This window comes from Microbispora sp. CSR-4, from assembly GCF_008033685.1.
In the GTDB taxonomy this organism is placed as follows: Bacteria; Actinomycetota; Actinomycetes; order Streptosporangiales; family Streptosporangiaceae; genus Microbispora.
In genome coordinates, this window is sequence record NZ_VJVX01000018.1 from 102126 (window position 1) to 120347 (window position 18222).

An 18222-nucleotide genomic window follows, 5' to 3' on the forward strand; every position below is an offset into this window, starting at 1 on the left:
AGGGGGCCCCATGACCGAAGAACAACGCTCTCCGACCGGCAAGCCCATGGTGGAGGCGACCCCGATGGATGTGATCCGCATCCGCATCGGGTCGTTCGCACTGGTCTTCTGCGTCGCCGTACTGGTGCTCTCCTTCGTCGGCCGCCTGTGGGTGCTGACGGGGATCGTCGTGGTGATCATGGCGGCCATCGGCCTCTACATGGCCTTCGCCGTACGCAAGCAGAAGAAGCTGGGCGGCGGGCCCCGATCGAGAGGATGACGAGGTGAGCCTGAAGGACAAGGTCGTCGTGGTGACCGGCGCCAGCGGCGGCGTGGGCCGCGCGGTGGTCCGGCAGCTCGGAGCGGAGGGCGCGAAGGTCGCGCTCATCGCACGAGGAGAGGCCGGCCTCGCCGGCGCGGCCGTGGACGTCGGGGCGGAGGGCGGCACCGGAAAGACCTTCGCAGCGGACGTCTCCGACTACGACCAGGTCCGCAAGGCCGCCCAGCGCGCCGAGGCCGAGCTGGGCCCGATCGACGTGTGGATCAACATCGCGTTCACGACGGTGTTCGCGCCGTTCCTGGAGATCACTCCCGAGGAGTACGAGCGCGAGACCAAGGTGACCTATCTCGGCTACGTCTGGGGCACCCGGGTGGCCCTGGAGATGATGAAGCCGCGCGACAGGGGCGTCATCGTGCAGGCGGGCTCGGCCCTGGCCTACCGGTCGATCCCGCTGCAGTCGGCGTACTGCGGCGCCAAGCACGCGATCGTCGGGTTCACCGAGTCGGTTCGGACCGAACTTCTCGCCGAGGACTCGGGCGTGAAGATCACGGTGGTGCAGCTTCCGGCGCTGAACACTCCGCAGTTCGACTGGGGGTTGAACCGGATGCGACGGCACGCGCAGCCGGTGCCGCCGATCTACCAGCCGGAGGTGGCCGCCGACGCGCTCGTCTACGCCGCCGGGCATCCGGAGCGCAAGGAGTATTGGGTCGGCGGGATGACCGCGGCCACGATCATCGGCCAGCGGCTGGCGCCCGCGCTGCTCGACCGCTATCTCGCGAGGACCGGAGTGAAGTCGCAGCTCACCGGTGACAAGACCCCGACCGGGGTGTCCAACCTGTGGGAACCGGCGGACGAGGACAAGGACTACGGCGCGCACGGCGGCTTCGACCGGCGCTCGCACGGCCGCAGCGTGCAGCTGTGGATGTCGCAGCACCGCCGCCTCGTCACCGCCGCCGGCCTCGGGCTCGCCGCCCTCGCCGGACTCGGCCTGCGCCGCCGCTGACGGCTCAGGCCCGCGCTCCTCTCCCCTACCCGACCCGGCCTCGGGCGAGGTGCCCGGCAGCCCGGTCGGTGATACGCGCGGGTGTGAATATCGCTCTATATCGAGGCACGACCTTTTCCTGCTGATACGTAGGGGCATACCGGGGTAGTCGAGGGCGATGGACGAGCTTGACTACCACTTCCTGTGCGAACTCGCGGCCCAGTTCCGGGTGGACTCGGTGCGGGCCGCCGCGGCCGCCGGCTCGGGACATCCCACGTCCTCGATGTCGGCGGCCGAGCTGATGGCCGTACTGCTCGCGCGTCACCTGCGCATTGATATCGCGGACCCGGCCAACCCGGCCAACGACCATCTCGTCTTCTCGAAGGGCCATGCCTCACCCCTCCTGTACGCGATGCTCAAGGCCGCCGGGGTGATCAGCGACGAGGAGTTGCTGACCTTCCGGAAGCGCGGCAGCCGCCTGGAGGGACATCCCACGCCCCGGGTGCCGTTCATCGACGTGGCCACCGGCTCGCTGGGCTTCGGCCTGCCCGTGGGGGTGGGGCTGGCGCTGACCGCACGGAGTCTGGACCGCCTGCCGTACCACGTCTGGGTGTTGTGCGGCGACAGCGAGCTCGCCGAGGGATCGATGTGGGAGGCGTTCGAGCACGCCGGGCACGAGGGGCTGAACAACCTCACGGCGATCATCGACGTGAACCGGCTCGGTCAGCGCGGCCCGACCCGGCACGGCTGGGACCTCGGCGCGTACGCCGCCAGGCTCGGCGCCTTCGGCTGGCACACCATCGAGATCGACGGCCACGACCCCGGCCAGATCGACTACGCGCTCGCCGACGCCCGGGCCACCCGGCGCCGCCCGACGGCGATCATCGCCAGGACCTGCAAGGGCCGCGGCGTGTCGGCCGTGGAGAACCGCGAGGGCAAGCACGGCAAGCCGCTTGAGGACGCCGAGCGGGCGATCGAGGAGCTCGGCGGGCCGCGTTCCCTCACCGTCGAGGTCACCCCGCCGGACGCCCCGGCCACGCCGTACCGGTACGCCGACGGCACGCTCGACCTGCCGGCATATGAGGTGGGTGAGCGGGTGGCCACCCGGACCGCCTTCGGCGAGGCGCTGGCCGCGCTCGGCACGGCGCGGGGCGACGTCGTCGGGCTCGACGGCGAGGTGGCCGACTCGACGAAGCTGGAGGCGTTCGCCAAGGCGCACCCCGAGCGGTTCTTCGAGTTCTACATCGCCGAGCAGCAGATGGTCGCCGCCGCCGTCGGCATGGCGGCCCGCGGCTGGACCCCCTACGCCGCGACGTTCGCCGCCTTTCTCACCAGGGCGTACGACTTCGTGCGGATGGCGGCGGTGAGCCGGGCGGGCATCTGCCTGGTGGGCTCGCACGGCGGAGTGTCCATCGGCGAGGACGGGCCCTCCCAGATGGGCCTGGAGGACCTCGCGGCGTTCCGCGCGGTGCACGGCAGCACCGTGCTCTACCCCTGTGACGCCAACCAGACGGCCCGGCTGGTCGCGGACATGGCCGGCCTGGAGGGCATCCGCTACCTGCGGACGACCCGAGGCGAGACCCCGGTGATCTACGGCCCGGACGAGGAGTTCCCGGTGGGCGGCTGCAAGATCCTGCGCACCGGCGGCCAGGCGACCGTGGTGGCCGCGGGCATCACCGTGCACGAGGCGCTGGCCGCCGCCGACCTGCTCGCCGAGGACGGCGTCTCCGTCACCGTCGTCGACGCGTACTCGATCAAGCCGCTCGACTCGGCCGAGCTGCTCGACGCGGCCAGGGCCACCGGGAAGGTCGTCACCGTGGAGGACCACTGGCCGGAGGGCGGGCTCGGCGACGCCGTCCTCTCCGCGCTCGCGGACGCGCCGGTGCCGGTACGCAAGCTGGGCGTGTCGGTGATGCCGGGCAGCGCGACCTCACAGGAGCAACTGGAGGACGCCGGCATCGACAGGGGCGCCATCCGCGCGGCCGTCCTGTCCCTGCTCCGCTGAGACCCGCCGAGCCTACCGGTGGGCGGCGAGGGCGCGGGCCGTCGGCGTCCCGGCGTCCGGCGGGTAGTCCGCGACGTGCCCCTGGTAGAGGACGCGCCCGCCGTGCCTGCCGGGGCCGGGCCCGAGATCGATCAGCCAGTCGGCCTGCCGGACGACGTCCAGGTTGTGCTCGATGACCACGACGGTGTGCCCCCGGTCGACGAGGGCGTCCAGGACCCGGAGCAGTCCGTCGATGTCGCTCATGTGCAGGCCCGTGGTCGGTTCGTCGAGCACGTACGTCGTGGGCCGCTCGGCGTCGCGCAGCTCCTTGGCGATCTTGAGTCGCTGGCACTCCCCTCCGGACAGCGTGGTGAGCGACTGGCCCAGCCGGAGATAGCCGAGACCGGCCTGCGACAGGTGCCGCAGCGCCCGGTCGACGGCCGTGTCGGACAGCCGGCGCCTGGCCTGGTCGACGGAGAGGGCATCGACGTCGGCGATGGACAGACCGTCGACGGTGTACGCGAGCACCTCGGGGGTGAAGCGCCGCCCTTCACACGCCTCGCAGACGACCTCCTGGCCGTCCATGAAGGCCAGGTCGGTGTAGATGATCCCGAGCCCGTCGCACTTCGGGCAGGCGCCTTCGGAGTTGGCGCTGAACAGCGCGGCGGGGACGCATGCTGGCCCTGCTGTCGATCCTCCAGACGGGACGGCCGTTCAGCGGGGACGAACTGGCCGCGCGCCTCGACGTCAGCCCCCGCACCGTGCGCCGCGACGTGGACCGGCTCCGGGAGTACGGCTATCCCGTGGAGACTCAGCCGGGACCGGGCGGCTACTACCGGCTCGTGGCGGGCCGGACGATGCCCCCGCTCGTCCTCGACGATGACGAGGCGATCGCCGCGCTGCTCGGTCTCGCGACTCTCGCCTCCTCCGGTTCGGGCGAGGACGGGGCGTTCGACGACGCGGCCACCCGCGCGTACGGCAAGCTCGACCAGTTCCTGCCCGCGCGGCTGCGGCCGCGCGTGGCCGCGCTGCGGGCGAGCCTGGAGACCGGCCGGCAGCTCGCGCCCGCGGTGAACGCGGCGCTTCTCGCCGGTCTCGCCGAGGCGATCGACGACCGGGAGGTCGTACGGTTCGGTTATCGCGACAGACACGGCGGGGAGAGCCGCCGGCGGGTGGAGCCGCACCGGCAGGTCCATCTGCTTCTGCGCTGGTATCTGCTGGGGTGGGACCTGGACAGGGACGACTGGCGGGTGTTCCGCCTCGACCGCGTCCGCGACCTCGTGCGCACCGGTGTCCGGCACGCTCCCCGCGCCCTGCCCGCCGACGCGGCCCTGGCCTACCTCCGCCAGGGCCTCAACGCCGACCGCCGGCGCGTACGGCTCGTCGTGCGGGCGCGGCCCGACCAGGTGGCCGACGCGTTGAAGTTCGAGGACGCCGAGATGCGCCGTGGGCTCGGCGCCGGAGAGACCCGGGTCACCGTCTGGCTCGACTCCTGGGAATGGCTCGTCCTCGGCCTCGCCCGTCTCGACGCCGACTTCACCGTCATCGAGCCCGAGGACTTCCGCGGTGCCTATGCCGCCTTCGCCCGTCGTCTCCTCGCCGCCTCCGGCCGCCCGGAACCACCGTCCACGTGACAGGCCCTTCCGGGCTGCCGGCGGCGCGTACGAGAGCGATCAGCGGGCCTTGGCGGTCGCCTTGCGGTTGGCCTTCTTGATGGCGTCCACGAGCTCGTCCTTGGTCATCTTCGACCGGCCCTGGATGCCGAGGCGGCCGGCGACGTCATAGAGATGCTGCTTGGACGCGTTCGCGTCTACGCCCTCGGCCGTCTTGCCCTGCTTCGGCGTGCCCTTCTTCGCCTGCTCGTCCGACGGTCCGCGTCCCCCCTTCTTCTCCCAGTGGTCGCCCACCTTCTCGAAGGAGTGCTTGAGTGCGGCGAACGCCGTACGGTGGGCGCGCTGGCCCTCGCCGTACGTCTCGACTGCGGAGTCGTGCGCCTTGATCCACGTCTCCTGGGCCTCCTTGGGCGAGCGCTCCAGGGTCGAGGGCAGTTCCTTACGTCCTGGCATGTTCCATGCCTCCCTTCAGGCCGTCGGAAGTCCGTTGGAGGGGGTCAGATGGTGGGGTCGTCGTAGCGCCGCTCCTCGTACACGTGGCGGCGGGTGGCGGTCGTGTCCACGGGGGCGGCAGCGGTGACAGTGGTCCTGCGGCGGACCGTCGTCAGGCGCCAGATGCCGAAGAGCAGCCCGGCCAGGCCGCCCACCATGAGGATCACCCCGATCACCTGGATGTCGAGGCCCGCGATGGTGAAGTCGACCGCCCAGGTGAGGATGGCCCCCAGCATGATGAGGATGATGCTTCCGGCGATGGTCATGGCTTTCCTCCTTCGCCTTCTGCTCTATCCCCTCCACGGATTCCAAACGTCGCATGCGGGTGCCCGCATAGGGCAGCATTGCGAGTTATGACCGATATCCCCATTGTGGTGATGGGACTCATGGGCGCCGGGAAGAGCACCGTCGCCCGGCTGCTCGCCGACGCGCTCGGCCGTCCCATGCGCGACAGCGACGCCGATCTGGAGGCCAGGTTCGGCACGACCGCCGCCGCGATGGCCGCCGGTGTGGGCGCGGACGAGCTGCACGCCCGAGAGGCGCTGGTGCTGCGGGAGGCGCTGGCGGACCGTCCCACCCCTGTCGTCGCGGCCGCCGCCAGCACGGTCGAGGACCCCGAGACGCGCCGTGCGCTGGCCTCCGCCTTCGTGGTCTTCCTCGACGGCCCGCCCGAGGTGCTGGCCGAGCGGATGAAGTCGAGCACCCACCGCCCGCACTTCAAGCCCGACCTCGTACGCATGCTGACCGAGCAGCGCGACCTGCGGCTGCCGTGGTTCCGGGAGGTCGCGGACGTGACGGTCGATCCCTCCACCCACAGGCCCGAGGAGATCGCGGCCACGGTGCTCGCGCGTCTCGACGGCGCGAAGACCCGCTGAAAAGAAGACCCGCTGAAAAGACGTACGGAAAACCCTGCTGAGGAGACCCGCAAAAGGCCCCTGCGCCGACGACAGGACCGCCCGATCCCAGGGCGGGTCAGGTTGAGCGGATCCGCCGGACGGGCCGCGCGTGAGCCGGGCGGATCAGTGGGGGCACGTGGTTCGGGCCGGCGGGCGCGCCGGTTTGGGCGGGTCAGGTGGCCGGGCCGCGCGTGAGCCGGGCGGGTCAGGTGGCCGGGTCAGCCGACCGCGATGCGCATCTGGTGCGGGACGACGGGCAGCGGCGACGGGCTGCCGGACCCGGCGAGAAACCAGACGGTCTTGCCGCTCCGGCCCGAGCTGGCCACTCCCCAGTCGTCGGCGAGTTCGTCCACGATGAGCAGGCCACGGCCGCCGACCGAATCGATGTCCGCCTCGCGCTGGTGCGGCACGCCCTCGCCCTGGTCGAAGACCTCCCCGTACACCCAGGTGCCGTTGCTGCCGAGCCGCAGGGTGAAGACGTTCCCGCCGTGCCGTACGACGTTGGAGGCGAGTTCGCTGACGATGAGGCAGCAGTCGTCCACGAGCTCGTCCAGGCCCCACCGGCCGAGCTCGCGGCGGACGAGAGCACGTGCCTCGCCGACACTCGCTCCGATGGCGGGCAGGAGGCATTCCGCGGTCCAGACAGGGGCCGGGTCGACCGGCGCCGTACCGAAGGGGAGAGTCACGCGCGCCTCCTTAGGCTCATGGGAGCGCTCCCACGGCTCAAGATACGGCACGCAACGCAGTCATGTGAATTCAAAGAAACAAGATTGTTTCCGGTCAATGCCCGTTCCGTGATGCGCGGAAAGGAGGAAAGGCCATCGATCTTCTGTACGTTGCCGGGAGTGCGCACGTCAGCGGCACCCCATCCGGCATGCCCCGCCCGCCACCGTGACCACGGAACGTGCCCACACCACCGGCTTCACCATGAAAATAGCTGAAATACGAGCATCCGTGACTCGCGATGCACGCAGACCGAATCATCTCGCATGTCCACTGTGCGGCATAAGACCCAATTCGTCCGGCCTGCCGCTCACCCGAGCGCGGTGATCCCCCAGCGGTGGGCGACCCGTTCCCCGGGGGCCAGGCGCACCAGGCACTCGCCGGTCGCGAAGGCGTTCGGCGGGCAGCTCATCGGCTCGACCGCCACTCCGGCCCGCCGGTACGGCTCGGCCAGCGTGTCCCCCGTGAAGACCTGGAGCCACTCGACGCCGGACGCGGCCCACAGCTCCACGCCCCGGGATCCGCCGGACGTCCGGAGCCGGGCCCGCACCAGCCCGTCGCCGTCCCGCCGCAGGGACGTGTACGGGGTGTCGAGCACCGTGCCGCCGATGCGGCGTCCCGCGCGGAAGTCGTACTCCGTGCCCTCGACCGGGCGACGGCCGGTAGGGATCTGCTGCTCGTCAACCGGAGTCCACTCGGCCGCGGGCAGCTCCAGCACGGCGTCGTCCACCGTCTCCTCGCCGAGGGTGAGGTAGGGGTGCGCGCCCATGCCGTACGGCGCGACGCCCTCCCCCACGTTGACGGCCGCCACCTCGACCTCCAGGCCCGCCTCCCCCAGGGCGTACGACGCGGTCAGGTCGAGCACGTGCGGATAGCCGAGCTGGGGGAACAGCCGCAGCCCGAGCCGGATCGAGGCGTCGTCCCGGTCGAGGACCGTCCAGGGCATCAGGCGGGCGAAGCCGTGCGCGGCGTTGCCGGTCCTGGGCTCGGTGATCGCGAGCTGCCTGGTCTCGCCGTCGAAGTCGTATCTGCCGTCGCGCACCCGGTTGGGCCAGGGCAGCAGCAACTGTCCGGCGGCGCCCACCGGCTGCGCGTCCGCGGGGAACGACATGATCAGCGGCCGCTCGTTGTACGTCAGGGCGCGCAGGCCCCCGCCCACTTCGGTGACGGTCGCCGCGTATCCGTGCGCCGCGATCGTGTGCTGCGTGCCGGTCGGGGAAACGGCTTCGCGAACCGCTGATTCTGTCATGAGAGGGATTTTCCCATCCGGCCCATGACGCCCGCAGGGCACCCTGTGGAGAGCCTCGGGGCCGAGACCCGGCGGACTCTCGGGTCGTGAGCCCGGCAGCGGACCGGGCCCACGTCCTGGGCGTCACGTGGAGAGCGTCTTGCCCGCAAGGCCCTCCTGCGCGGTGAGCAAGGCGCGCAACTCCTCCGCGCTTTCGCCGCATGCGGTCATGATCAGGCCCCGGTCCATCTCGATCCGGGACAGCGACCTGGTCAGCCGGGTCGCGTACCAGCGGCCGGCGTCGCTCCTCCAGATCGACCAGCGGCCGGCGTACTCGCTGCTCAGTTGTCTCCAGGCAGCGTCCTCGGCTGAGAACCGCACTCGTCACCACCTCCAGGCTCTGTGCCGGGAGACAACGGTGTGCTCATCCGGACACGATTGGTAGTGAGAAGCGGTCTCCCCCCTCCGGCCGCACCGCCACACCGGCCCCGACGAAGATCTCCCGCCGGTTGCGGTGACTTCACCACGACTTGATCCCCGTTCCTCCCGTACCACCTGTCTCATGCCGGGTCGCGGGAACGACGCTGGTATGCGCGGGGCACGAGTGTCCGGGCGCGAGCAGGCGCGGCGGGGTGTCGTGTGGCAAATGTCGCCTCTCGGGTCATGCCGGACATGGTTTTACTACCTTGCCGGACAGAGAGTCAGGGGAGAGATTCGAGAGGGCCGACATCGAAAACGAAGGGAAGGTCACTTATGCCCGGACTCCCGCGGCTGCCGTTCGAGCGGCCGGACGTCCTGGGGATATCCCCCGGCTTCGGCGAACTGCGAGCCAGAGCGCCGATCGCCAAGGTCACGACCGCCATGGGCGACGAGGCATGGCTGATCACGGGCTACGAGGAGATTCGGCAGGTGTTCGCCGACGACAGGTTCGGCCGCTCCCACCCCACCCCCGAGACCGCGGCCCGCCTGTCGAACAACGCCCTCCTCGGCGGCCCGACCGGCCAGTACGCCACGGAGCGGTCGGTCCACAAGCAGATGCGGCGCCTGCTCACCCCCGCGTTCTCGGCCCGCCGCATGCGGATGTTGTCGGACCGGATCGGGTCGCTGGTCAGGGCGCTGCTCGACGGGCTCGACGAGCAGGGCCCGCCGGCGGACCTGCACGCCGGTCTGTCGCTCCCGCTGCCGATCCAGGTGATCTGCGAGCTCCTCGGCGTGCCGTACGAGGACAGGACCAGGTTCCGGGCCATGGCCGAGGCGATGACCGACCTGACCGATCCCGAACGGTCCGCCACCGCCCAGATGGAGATGAACACCTTCACCTACGAGATCGTGAAGGCGAAGCGGGACAACCCGGGCGAGGACGTCTACTCCGACCTGGCGGAGGCCTCGCTGCCGGAGGACGACGTGGCGAGGATCGCGGGTGGCCTGCTGTTCGCCGGCCACGAGACCACGGTCAACCAGATCGACTACGGCGTGCTGCTGTTCCTGCGCAACCCCGCCCAGCGTGACGCGCTGCTGCACGACCCCTCCCTCGTGGACGGCGCCGTCGAGGAGATCATGCGGGTGGCCTCGCCGAGCGAACACGGGCTGGTGCGTTACGCGCACGAGGACGTCGAGGTCGCGGGGGTGCGGATCCGCGCGGGTGAGCTGGTCATGCTGTCCACCCCGGCGGCCAACAGGGACGAGCGCGTCTACCCCGACCCCGACACCTTCGACATCCGGCGGCGCGATCCCCAGCCGCACGTCGGGTTCGGCCACGGGCCGCACCACTGCCTCGGGGCGTCCCTGGCCCGGGTCGAACTGCGCGCGGTCTTCGGCTCACTCTTCACGCGCTTCCCCGCGCTGGCGCTCGCGGTGCCGTACGAGGAGCTGAAGGCGCACACCGACAGGCTGGCCGGAGGGCTCCAGGCGCTGCCCGTCACCTGGTGAACGTCAGGAGGTGACAGCGGTCCGCCTCCCCGGCCGGTCGACGTGGAACGGGATGCTCGTGTCCCCGTCTCGCGCCCGGCCCCGGTATCGGGCGAAGCCCGATGAACCGGAAAACGGCCGCGCGCAGCCGGGGGCGCGGGCGAAGCCCCGTGAGCCGGACGACGGCCGCGCGCAGCCGGGGGCGCGGGTAACCGCACGTCGACAGCGACGGCGAGCAGGGCCGGGCCGCCCATCAAGCGGACTCGGCCACGCGCCCAGCGGTTCGGCGCCGGCTTCCGTGCCGGCTTCCGTGTCGACTCCAGTGTCAGCGTCGCTGGCGGCGTCGGCTTCAGCTCCGATTTCCGTGCAAGGGTTCGGTGCCGGCTCCAGCGTCGGTTTCGCCACCGGTTTCGGTGTCGGCTGCCAGCCGGTACGCGCGATCGCGCAGCCGCAGCACCACCGTCGCCAGCAGCGCCGCGACCAGCGAGCCGGTCAGGACCGCCAGCTTCACCTGGGCGTCGCGGGCCGTGCCGAGGCCGAACGCCAGCTCGCCGATGAGCAGGGCCACCGTGAACCCGATGCCGGACAGGATCGCCAGCCCGCCGACGTCCACCCACGCCAGCCCCTCGTTGATGTCCGCACGGGTGAAGCGGGCGGTCAGCCAGGTGGCCGCCATGATCCCCAGCGGCTTGCCCACGACGAGCCCGACGACGACGCCCAACGACACCGGGTCGGCGAGCAGGTTCGTCACACCGTCCAGCCCTCCGAGCGGCACCCCCGCGGACAGGAACGCGAACAGCGGCACGGCCACCCCGGCCGAGATCGGGCGGAACCGGTGCTCGAAGTGCTCGGCGAGCCCAGGCCCCGCCTCCGGACCACCCGCCTTCTCACTGCGCAGGACCGGGACGGCGAAGCCGAGCAGCACCCCGGCCACCGTCGCGTGCACACCCGAGGCGTGGACCAGTCCCCAGGTCAGCGTGGCCAGCGGGAGCAGCAGCCACCACGAGCGCACCCGCCGCTGCACCAGCACGGCGAAGACACCCAGCGGCACCAGCGCCGCCAGGAGCGGCAGCACCGACAGATGCGACGTGTAGAACACCGCGATGATCACAATGGCCAGCAGGTCGTCCACGACGGCCAGCGTGAGCAGGAACGTGCGCAGCGTGGCGGGCAGCCGCCGCCCCACCACGGCGAGCACCGCCAGTGCGAACGCGATGTCGGTGGCCGTCGGAGTCGCCCACCCCCGCGCCTCGCCGTCCATGAGGGAGTTGACCAGCAGATAGAGCAGCGCCGGGACGATCACACCACCGACGGCCGCCGCGACGGGAACGACGGCCCGACGAGGATCGCGCAGGTCCCCGGCCACGAACTCGCGCTTGAGTTCCAGGCCGGCGACGAAGAAGAAGATCGCCAGCAGCCCGTCCGAGGCCCACTTGGCGAGGCTGAGGTCCAAATGCCATGCGGCCGGCCCGATCGTCGCCGAGCGCAGCCCCTCGTACGCCTCCGACCAGGGCGAGTTGGCGCAGACGAGGGCCGCGACGGCGGCGATCAGGAGCAGTGCGCCGCCGATCGTCTCCTTGCGCAGGATGTCGGCGATGCGACGGGTCTCAGCCCGGGAAGCGGGACCAAGGACAGACAGGCGGCGGGTCGGGGCCATGACGCTCCGTTTCCGGGTTCGATTCGACGACCGCCGACCAGACTTCCCGGCACCCCACACCCATCCTACGAGCGCATCGGACCGAGTCATCAGCCGCGCCATTAGCGCGCACCCCTGCTGCGCCTTCCGTCCCAGGTCCTCAGTCGTCCCAGGTATTCTCCTCGGCCGTTCCCACAGATCTCCTCGGCCGTTCCCACAGATCTCCTCGGTCGTCCCACGGGTTCGCCCTCGGTGAGCGCCTGCTCATCGGTGCCGGAGACGAAGGTTCTCGATCTACGCCTTGTTTCTACCGGCCGCTCCGTGTCCGGCCACTCCCCGTCCAAGCCCTCTCCGCCCTATCCGTATCCGCCCTCCGTGTCTGCCCCCTCCAACTCCAGGCCCTCTCTGTGTCCGGCCACTCCCCGTCCAAGCCCTCTCCGCCCTATCCGTATCCGCCCTCCGTGTCTGCCCCCTCCAACTCCAGGCCCTCTCTGTGTCCGGCCACTCCCCGTCCAAGCCTTCTCCGCCCTCTCTGTGTCCGACCTTTCCTGTCAGGCGCGGGAGGCGTCAGAAGGGTGGTTCGTCACGTTCGCCTCCGAGCAGCGATCCGTACGCCCCGGCCTTGGGAGCGGGCGTCCCCGTCCCGCCGGCCGGCTTCGGCGGCGTGGCTGCTCCCGTCTCCCGCTGGGGAGACTCCTGCGGAAGTGGCGGCTCGGTGGCCGGGGCCATGGTGGGGGTCTCGGGGAGGTCGTCGAGGTACCGGTAGGACGTCGGGCTGGGCTGACTGCGAGGATGCGGACTACAGGCGGGGATGATGATCTTCGGAAGAGGACTCGGGTACCGGTGCCCCAGCGGGCTGGTCCAGACGACCATGTGAGGGCCCGCAGTGCTGACGCGCCAGCCGCCGTGGTGCCGGGCGCGATGGTCGTGGCGGCAGGCCAGGTGCAGGTTCTCCGCGTTCGTAGGCCCCTGCTCCGCCCACGGGAGGATGTGGTCCTGGTCGGTTCGGGTGGCAGGCGTGCGGCAGCCGGGCCAGGAGCAGACCCGGCCCCGTATCTGCACATAGCGTCGTAAGGCCGCTCCGGCTTGACGCCGGCGCTCCGAATCGGCCCCGCCGCCCGCCGTCCCCTCGGCTCGCCTGTCCGCCATACCGTTCATGTGCCGGCCCGCGGTGACCCCCTCGCCAGTGGCCAGGAGGGAGGCGGCGTGGGCGGACAACTCGGCGACCACCGGCGCCCACGCTCCGAGGACGCGGGCGGGCCGGGCGGCCAGCATCCGCAGGTGACTGAGGGTGATCTGTAGTTCGACGAGGCCGCCACGCCGCCGGTCACGGGCGGGGCGGTTCCGGCCCGGGGCGTGAGGACGGGCCCGGACGAGCCCGGTCAACGCCAGGTGGCCGTTGTCGTAGCAGATGGCGTACCGCCACTGCCCACCGAGCATGCCCTCGACGATGCACCGGGCCAAACCAGGGTGGACGACTCCCCAGCCGGGCAGATGGGCGGGATGCTCATCCAGGCTGAGCAGCGTGGTGAGCTCCAGCCGGATCTCCCGCACCGTCCACCCTCCGGTGCCCATCCGGACATCGGCATCCCCCTGTACCTGAGCGTGGGCATGCTGGAGCCCCACCCGGTCGGCCCCAGCTTCACCGGGCGCTGGCCTGGCAGGCCCAGCTTCATCGGGCGTCGGCCTGTCGGGTCCAACCTTGTCGGGTGCTGACTTGCAGGGCCCGGCCCTACCAGTCCCAGCTTGACCCGGCCCTGACCCGTTGGGCCCCACCTTGTCGGGCACGAGCGTGTCGGGCACGAGCGTGTCGGGTGCTGACCTGTCCAGCTCAGCTTGGTCGGGCACGAGCGCGTCGAGCTCAGCCTCGTCGGGCACGAGCGCGTCGAACGCCGGCCCGTCGGGCGCTGGCTTGCCGGGCGCTGACCTGTCCAGCTCAGCCTTGTCAGGCCCAACCTTGTCGAGTGCTGACCTGTCCAGCTCAACTTGGTCGAGCACGAGCGTGTCGAGCTCAGCCTCGTCGGGCACGAGCGCGTCGAACGCCGGCCCGTCGGGCGCTGGCTTGCCGGGCACTCGCTTGTCGGATTCGGCCTCACCTTGCCCGGTTTCATGATCGGGCGTACAAGGCGCTGTTTCCTCCGACCCTGCCGAGTGCGGCTCCATGGAGTGCGAGCCGCTCGCGGACGACAGTCCGCCGGGCCCATTCCCCGGGTGGCTACACGGCTCCGTGTCTTGGTCTCGCTCGGCCGCGCCGCTATCGGCCTCGGCCGAACCGTCAGCACCATTAGCACCACCACCATCAGCGCCGCCTGTGCTGTCGGCACCGCCGGTGCCGCCGGCGCCGTCCGCGCCGCTGGCCCCGCTGATGCGACGGCCATCCCGCTGATCGAGGTCAGCGTCAGGACGCATGCCATCACCGGGGTGGTCAAGGTCGTCACCGCTGCTCCTGGTGCCCCCGTTACCCCTGGTGCCCTCGCTGCTACCGGCCCCGTCATGGCCATCGACGTGGTTGTCATCGCCAGGAAGGTCGGGATCAGCACCCGGGCGCACTCCGCCACCGTCTCCGGGGCGGTCAGGGCCGTCACCGCCGCCATCGCTGCCGCGCTCGCCGCTGTTGTCACCACCGGAGCCGTCGCTGTTGTCACCACCGGAGCCGTCGCTGTTGTCGTCACCGGAGCCGTCGCTGTTGTCGTCACCGGAGCCGTTGTCGTCATCGCCTTCCCGGGAAGGAAGGGTGTCGTGGAAGGGATGGCAGAGGACATGGGTGACGATCTCCTCATCCGACATCCCCTCGAACGTGCCGTCCAGGCTTCCGAGGAAGAGGTCCACCCGGATGTGATCGATCGGACGGCGGTCACCGGCCCGCTTGCACGCTCGGGCCAATTCGTCGATTCGGTCGCACCCGGCCGCCGCCCGGTCCAGCGGCAGGTCCAGCCCGGACACGGTCGCGGTGCCGTCCTCGTTGCGGGTCCCCACCACTCGGCGGCGGCGTACCGCCTCGGTGTACCGGCGTTCGGCCCAGGCGGGGTCGATCGCCAACGCAAGGCGCTGGATCCGCTCGATCAACTCTCCCACCGTCCAGGACGACGCCTGGGGCACCAGCTGGTCGCATACCAGAGCGGCCTGCTCGTCGGTCAACCCGACGGTCCAGCGGACGAACGCCACCGCGCGGGGTTCGTCGAGGGTCCCGGCCAGCATCGCCTCGCCCAGGATCGGCAACCGCCGATGAATGTTCCAAGCCAGCTCGAAGGTTGAATCGGCGCGGCGGCGTGACCACACCAGCGCCGCCCGCGCCTCATCCGGGCCGAACTCATCCGGCACCTCCAGCCTCACCACGTCGTCGCCCGAGAACGAGTCCCGCAGTCCCACCTCCAGCAAGGCCCGCAAGAACCACGCCCGGTCATGGCAGACCTGCCGGTAGGCCGCCTTGAGCACCTCCACCGTGTCGAACCCGGACACACGCTCCACGTTCACCTCGGCGAGCAGCCCGGCCAGCTCGGCACCCGGAGGTGTCATCGTGAGCCCGTCCGGTATCGGAATCGCAGCTCGCCTCGGCGCGAACGAGCCGACCCCGCTCACCCCGTGAGAAGAGGAGGAACGGGCACGATCAGAAGCAGACGGCACACGCGGCGACGAGGGCGCACCAGGCATCCGAGCCGCGGACGGCATGGACTGCCCAGGCCGTCCCTGAGTCCTGGATGACGCGGAGTGCGCCCGGAACAAGGCGGACGCGGACGGGCCTGGCATTGCCGGGAACCTCCTTCGCAGGCCGGAGACGAAAGCACTATGGGCTCCCGGTCGCCCGGACCGGGACTTACTCACACAGACTCGGCTACTTCATCAACCGGCACAGAGGCCACAGACCAGAACGCCAACCAAGCTCATCCGTAACAACTACTTCAGAGATTAACCGAACACGCTCTCGAAAACAAGCCTGACCAGCGCAAATGTGGAGTCACAACCTAACGCGCTGCCTCCAGAATCGTGAGAGCGGAGCACTGGCTGCGTACAGGTCGCCCCCGGCGGCGTGCCACTCGGCGGCACAGGTCGTGCACTATGGCGAGCGACTCGGCGGCACAGATCGTGCGCTACCGCGAGCGACTCGGCGACCGGCATGTACAACCGGCGGGCATGCTGGGGCACCGACGCCCACACCGGCAGCGCCACCGAGAACGACACCGGACAGCAGGCGGCCGGCAACGGGCAGCGCTGGCACCCTGGCAGCGGGACAGTACAAACAACGGCTCTGTCCCGTAATCATTCGCGCTGGGCAGGCCCCTGGCAGCGGCGGACAGGCGGCTCCGGCCGGGCTTTTCAGCACGACGTTCGCCTTGGACGGCCCGGGCGAGCCCCGAAATTGCCCATCTCGGGCTGGCGAACGGGAGGCTGGGGCGCAGAGCACCACAGAAGACCGGGGGAAGATGCCGCAGAGATGAAGAAAGCCCAGATCGGCTGTGCCGACCTGGGCTTTCATCTGGTGCGCCGCCAGGGACTCGAACCCCGGACCCGCTGATTAAGAGTCAGCTGCTCTAACCAACTGAGCTAGCGGCGCCCGCGATGTCCGTAACCTTAGCAGTCCCGCGAAGGTCGCGCACATCGCTCGAACGATGATCGGGATGTCGTGGCTCAGCTTCGCCAGGCGCCACTGGAGAAGGGCACCGGCTCGCCGCGCAGACCCGGCCCGTCGCCCCACTTGGTGACGACGTACTGGATCGGGATGTGACCCTGGTCGCCGCTGATGGTCAGCGTGTCCTGGTTCCAGGTGGTGCCGGTGAGCTCGGCGAAGGTCTTGCCGTCGATGTCGAGCATGACGCCGCTGTCCGACGGAACGCCCGGGCCCCGGTCGCCGATGAAGAACTTGGCCATCTTGCCCTTGTAGAAGATGTAGCCCTCGGTGCCGAGCGGCCAGCTCGGGCTGGCGAACAACCCCTGCTGCATGGGCTTGCCAATGGCCGGCAGACCGGTGTCGCCCTGGCGACCCGAGCAGTCGTCCCAGAAGTAGGAGCCGGTGGTGCTGCCCTGGAGCAGGACCTCTTCGTTCGCCGGGATGGCGAGGGCGAGGGAGGGCTGGCCCGCCGGCAGGGCGGCGGTCACGTTCGCGGCCTCCTTGACCGGCTGCTCGACGGGCGCGGGCACGGCGGCCACAAGGGACGCGGTGACGGCCACCGCACCGACGAGCGTCGCCGCGGTGGTGAGGCGTCGGTTGCCCGGCAGGTCAAACAGAGTCTTCATCAGGGCTGGGGATCTTTCGTGAGACGACAGAAAATGGCCATGCGTCATCTAGGGACCTGCATGCGGCAGACCGCGAAGACGGGCCACGTGTCCGGGCAAGAGAAGTCGATCACCCGGAGGCGTGTGCGCTGAAGCTATGGCGATCGGCCGGAAGGCCGTCGTGAGTCAGACGTGTGATCCGAGATGCCTTGGCTCGGAGGTCGGTGTGGGGTCACCCACGGTGATCTCCTCTCCAAGTCCAATCCAGCCACCGGTCGGCGGCAAATAGGACACTACAGGACGAGTCAGGACAGAGCAAAGCATGAGTCGCATAGCGCCCAGAAGATCTACCTCTGACCCCGTTTACCCCAAGAGCGTCTACGGCTCGCCGCCCCACCTTTGTGATGTTGACGGTGCGTAACGAAGGTGCGCCATCCGCGCACGGCAAAGCGCGGGGGCCGTACGGCAAGAGACCACAAAGAAAATCACCAGGGACGGCGCGGTAGAGCAACCCACCTCAAAAGCGGAACCGCCGAGCGAGGTGAAGACCGCCGGTTTACCAAAGCAAAGGCTGTTTGCCAGGGACGACCAGGACGAGGCCCGGCGCCCTGACCGCTGCGGTGTCCATCAGTGTCCGCAACGTTCACCGGCGTGGAGAGAGCGGAGCGGAAGGGAACAAGGACCGCAGCGAAGGTCCAGCCGAGGGACTTCACCAGGGAGGGCCGGAGGTTCCTTACGGCGCAGTGGCCCACCCGGCCAAGGACACCCCACGAGCGAGGGACGACAAAGACGACTCCGGACTCGGTGAGCAGCACGATGCCGGGATGGTCCGGCACCTGCGCGGTGTACCGCTGGACCGGGACGAGGCCGAGCAATCGTCAAGACCTGTGGATCACGAGTTCCTAAGCAGCTGCTGGTGAGGGCTGATCGTCGGGGCGTTCGACGAGCTTGCCGTTGACGAAGGTGGCCCCGGCGCGGACCAGGGCGACGAGGTGGGGGGCGTTGACCGCGCGCCAGCGGGCCTGGGCCGACTCGATCAGCTTGAACGCCATGGCCAGCCCGGCCGCCCGTGAACCGGGGCCTTTGGTGACCTTGGTGCGGTGCCGCACGGTGGCGAACGTCGACTCGATGGGGTTGGTCGTGCGCAGATGCACCCAATGCTCGGCTGGGAAGTCGTAGAACGCTAGCAACTCGTCCACGTCGTCGACGACCTTGGCCACGGCCTTGCCGTACTTGGCCCCGTAAGCGGCCTGGAACGCCTTCACCGCCGCCAGGGCGTGGTCTTTGTCC

General features: G+C 70.2%; 16 protein-coding genes and 1 tRNA gene. 6 read left to right on the forward strand and 11 right to left on the reverse strand.

Annotated elements, in window-relative coordinates; translation table 11 throughout:
- Window positions 1–10 precede the first annotated feature (10 nt).
- The 3 genes from FLV34_RS15960 (at window position 11) to FLV34_RS15970 (ending at window position 3246) form a co-directional block, all read left to right on the forward strand.
- Entirely contained in the window at window positions 11–259 is a 249-nt protein-coding gene (locus FLV34_RS15960; RefSeq protein WP_142645972.1) for a hypothetical protein, read from the forward strand.
- Window positions 260–263: 4 nt separating this feature from the next.
- Window positions 264–1262, forward strand: a complete 999-nt coding sequence (locus FLV34_RS15965; RefSeq protein ID WP_315985193.1) for an SDR family oxidoreductase — start codon at window positions 264–266, stop codon at window positions 1260–1262.
- Window positions 1263–1419: 157 nt separating this feature from the next.
- Window positions 1420–3246: a transketolase gene (locus FLV34_RS15970; protein WP_147943456.1), complete on the forward strand. Its 1827-nt coding sequence runs from the start codon at window positions 1420–1422 to the stop codon at window positions 3244–3246.
- A 12-nt stretch (window positions 3247–3258) separates the two neighbouring features.
- Here the strand turns inward: FLV34_RS15970 and FLV34_RS15975 are convergent, their stop codons facing one another.
- Complete coding sequence (locus FLV34_RS15975; RefSeq protein ID WP_147943457.1) at window positions 3259–3810, reverse strand: ATP-binding cassette domain-containing protein; 552 nt, start codon at window positions 3808–3810, stop codon at window positions 3259–3261.
- 89 nt (window positions 3811–3899) lie between these two features.
- Here FLV34_RS15975 and FLV34_RS15980 point away from each other — a divergent pair, with 89 nt between their 5' ends.
- The gene (locus FLV34_RS15980; RefSeq protein WP_147943458.1) at window positions 3900–4859 is read left to right on the forward strand and encodes a YafY family protein; all 960 of its coding nucleotides are present in this window, start codon (window positions 3900–3902) and stop codon (window positions 4857–4859) included.
- 39 nt (window positions 4860–4898) lie between these two features.
- Here the strand turns inward: FLV34_RS15980 and FLV34_RS15985 are convergent, their stop codons facing one another.
- Entirely contained in the window at window positions 4899–5291 is a 393-nt protein-coding gene (locus FLV34_RS15985) for a ChaB family protein (RefSeq protein ID WP_142645974.1), read from the reverse strand.
- 44 nt (window positions 5292–5335) lie between these two features.
- Window positions 5336–5596, reverse strand: a complete 261-nt coding sequence (locus FLV34_RS15990; RefSeq protein WP_142645975.1) for a DUF6458 family protein — start codon at window positions 5594–5596, stop codon at window positions 5336–5338.
- Between the two features lie 87 nt (window positions 5597–5683).
- Here FLV34_RS15990 and FLV34_RS15995 point away from each other — a divergent pair, with 87 nt between their 5' ends.
- A complete protein-coding gene (locus FLV34_RS15995; RefSeq protein ID WP_205829933.1) occupies window positions 5684–6205 on the forward strand; it encodes a shikimate kinase in 522 nt (173 codons plus the stop codon).
- Window positions 6206–6444: 239 nt separating this feature from the next.
- Here FLV34_RS15995 and FLV34_RS16000 read toward each other — a convergent pair whose 3' ends face one another.
- From FLV34_RS16000 to FLV34_RS16010, 3 genes are all read right to left on the reverse strand, one after another.
- Window positions 6445–6912: an ATP-binding protein gene (locus tag FLV34_RS16000; protein ID WP_168065700.1), complete on the reverse strand. Its 468-nt coding sequence runs from the start codon at window positions 6910–6912 to the stop codon at window positions 6445–6447.
- Between the two features lie 347 nt (window positions 6913–7259).
- On the reverse strand, window positions 7260–8198 hold the full coding sequence (locus FLV34_RS16005; protein WP_142645977.1) for an aldose 1-epimerase family protein: 939 nt from the start codon (window positions 8196–8198) through the stop codon (window positions 7260–7262).
- 123 nt (window positions 8199–8321) lie between these two features.
- Window positions 8322–8558, reverse strand: a complete 237-nt coding sequence (locus tag FLV34_RS16010) for a hypothetical protein (RefSeq protein ID WP_142645978.1) — start codon at window positions 8556–8558, stop codon at window positions 8322–8324.
- Window positions 8559–8930: 372 nt separating this feature from the next.
- On the opposite strand from FLV34_RS16010, the gene FLV34_RS16015 reads away from it, so the two are divergent.
- Entirely contained in the window at window positions 8931–10106 is a 1176-nt protein-coding gene (locus tag FLV34_RS16015; RefSeq protein WP_147943459.1) for a cytochrome P450, read from the forward strand.
- A gap of 328 nt (window positions 10107–10434) precedes the next feature.
- Here FLV34_RS16015 and nhaA read toward each other — a convergent pair whose 3' ends face one another.
- The 5 genes from nhaA to FLV34_RS16040 all read right to left on the reverse strand — a co-directional run.
- On the reverse strand, window positions 10435–11742 hold the full coding sequence (gene nhaA / locus FLV34_RS16020) for a Na+/H+ antiporter NhaA (RefSeq protein WP_142645980.1): 1308 nt from the start codon (window positions 11740–11742) through the stop codon (window positions 10435–10437).
- A gap of 546 nt (window positions 11743–12288) precedes the next feature.
- Window positions 12289–15300 (reverse strand): HNH endonuclease signature motif containing protein, encoded by a 3012-nt coding sequence (locus FLV34_RS16025; RefSeq protein ID WP_187280647.1) that lies wholly within the window; start codon window positions 15298–15300, stop codon window positions 12289–12291.
- A gap of 896 nt (window positions 15301–16196) precedes the next feature.
- Window positions 16197–16273, reverse strand: a tRNA-Lys gene (locus FLV34_RS16030).
- 74 nt (window positions 16274–16347) lie between these two features.
- Window positions 16348–16953, reverse strand: coding sequence for a hypothetical protein (locus FLV34_RS16035; protein WP_142645982.1), 606 nt, complete (start codon window positions 16951–16953; stop codon window positions 16348–16350).
- A gap of 881 nt (window positions 16954–17834) precedes the next feature.
- Window positions 17835–18222 (reverse strand): transposase (locus FLV34_RS16040; RefSeq protein WP_187280630.1); only part of this gene is annotated, 388 nt, incomplete at its 5' end.

What these genes read in the sequence shown, in the direction of transcription:
- FLV34_RS15990 (WP_142645975.1), bottom strand. Translation starts at nt 5,596, where the DNA reads ATGACCATCGCCGGAAGCATCATCCTCATCATGCTGGGGGCCATCCTC.
- FLV34_RS15970 (WP_147943456.1), top strand. Translation starts at nt 1,420, where the DNA reads ATGGACGAGCTTGACTACCACTTCCTGTGCGAACTCGCGGCCCAGTTC.
- nhaA (WP_142645980.1), bottom strand. Translation starts at nt 11,742, where the DNA reads ATGGCCCCGACCCGCCGCCTGTCTGTCCTTGGTCCCGCTTCCCGGGCT.
- FLV34_RS15960 (WP_142645972.1), top strand. Translation starts at nt 11, where the DNA reads ATGACCGAAGAACAACGCTCTCCGACCGGCAAGCCCATGGTGGAGGCG.
- FLV34_RS15975 (WP_147943457.1), bottom strand. Translation starts at nt 3,810, where the DNA reads ATGGACGGCCAGGAGGTCGTCTGCGAGGCGTGTGAAGGGCGGCGCTTC.
- FLV34_RS16035 (WP_142645982.1), bottom strand. Translation starts at nt 16,953, where the DNA reads ATGAAGACTCTGTTTGACCTGCCGGGCAACCGACGCCTCACCACCGCG.
- FLV34_RS15985 (WP_142645974.1), bottom strand. Translation starts at nt 5,291, where the DNA reads ATGCCAGGACGTAAGGAACTGCCCTCGACCCTGGAGCGCTCGCCCAAG.
- FLV34_RS16015 (WP_147943459.1), top strand. Translation starts at nt 8,931, where the DNA reads ATGCCCGGACTCCCGCGGCTGCCGTTCGAGCGGCCGGACGTCCTGGGG.
- FLV34_RS15995 (WP_205829933.1), top strand. Translation starts at nt 5,684, where the DNA reads ATGACCGATATCCCCATTGTGGTGATGGGACTCATGGGCGCCGGGAAG.
- FLV34_RS16005 (WP_142645977.1), bottom strand. Translation starts at nt 8,198, where the DNA reads ATGACAGAATCAGCGGTTCGCGAAGCCGTTTCCCCGACCGGCACGCAG.
- FLV34_RS15980 (WP_147943458.1), top strand. Translation starts at nt 3,900, where the DNA reads ATGCTGGCCCTGCTGTCGATCCTCCAGACGGGACGGCCGTTCAGCGGG.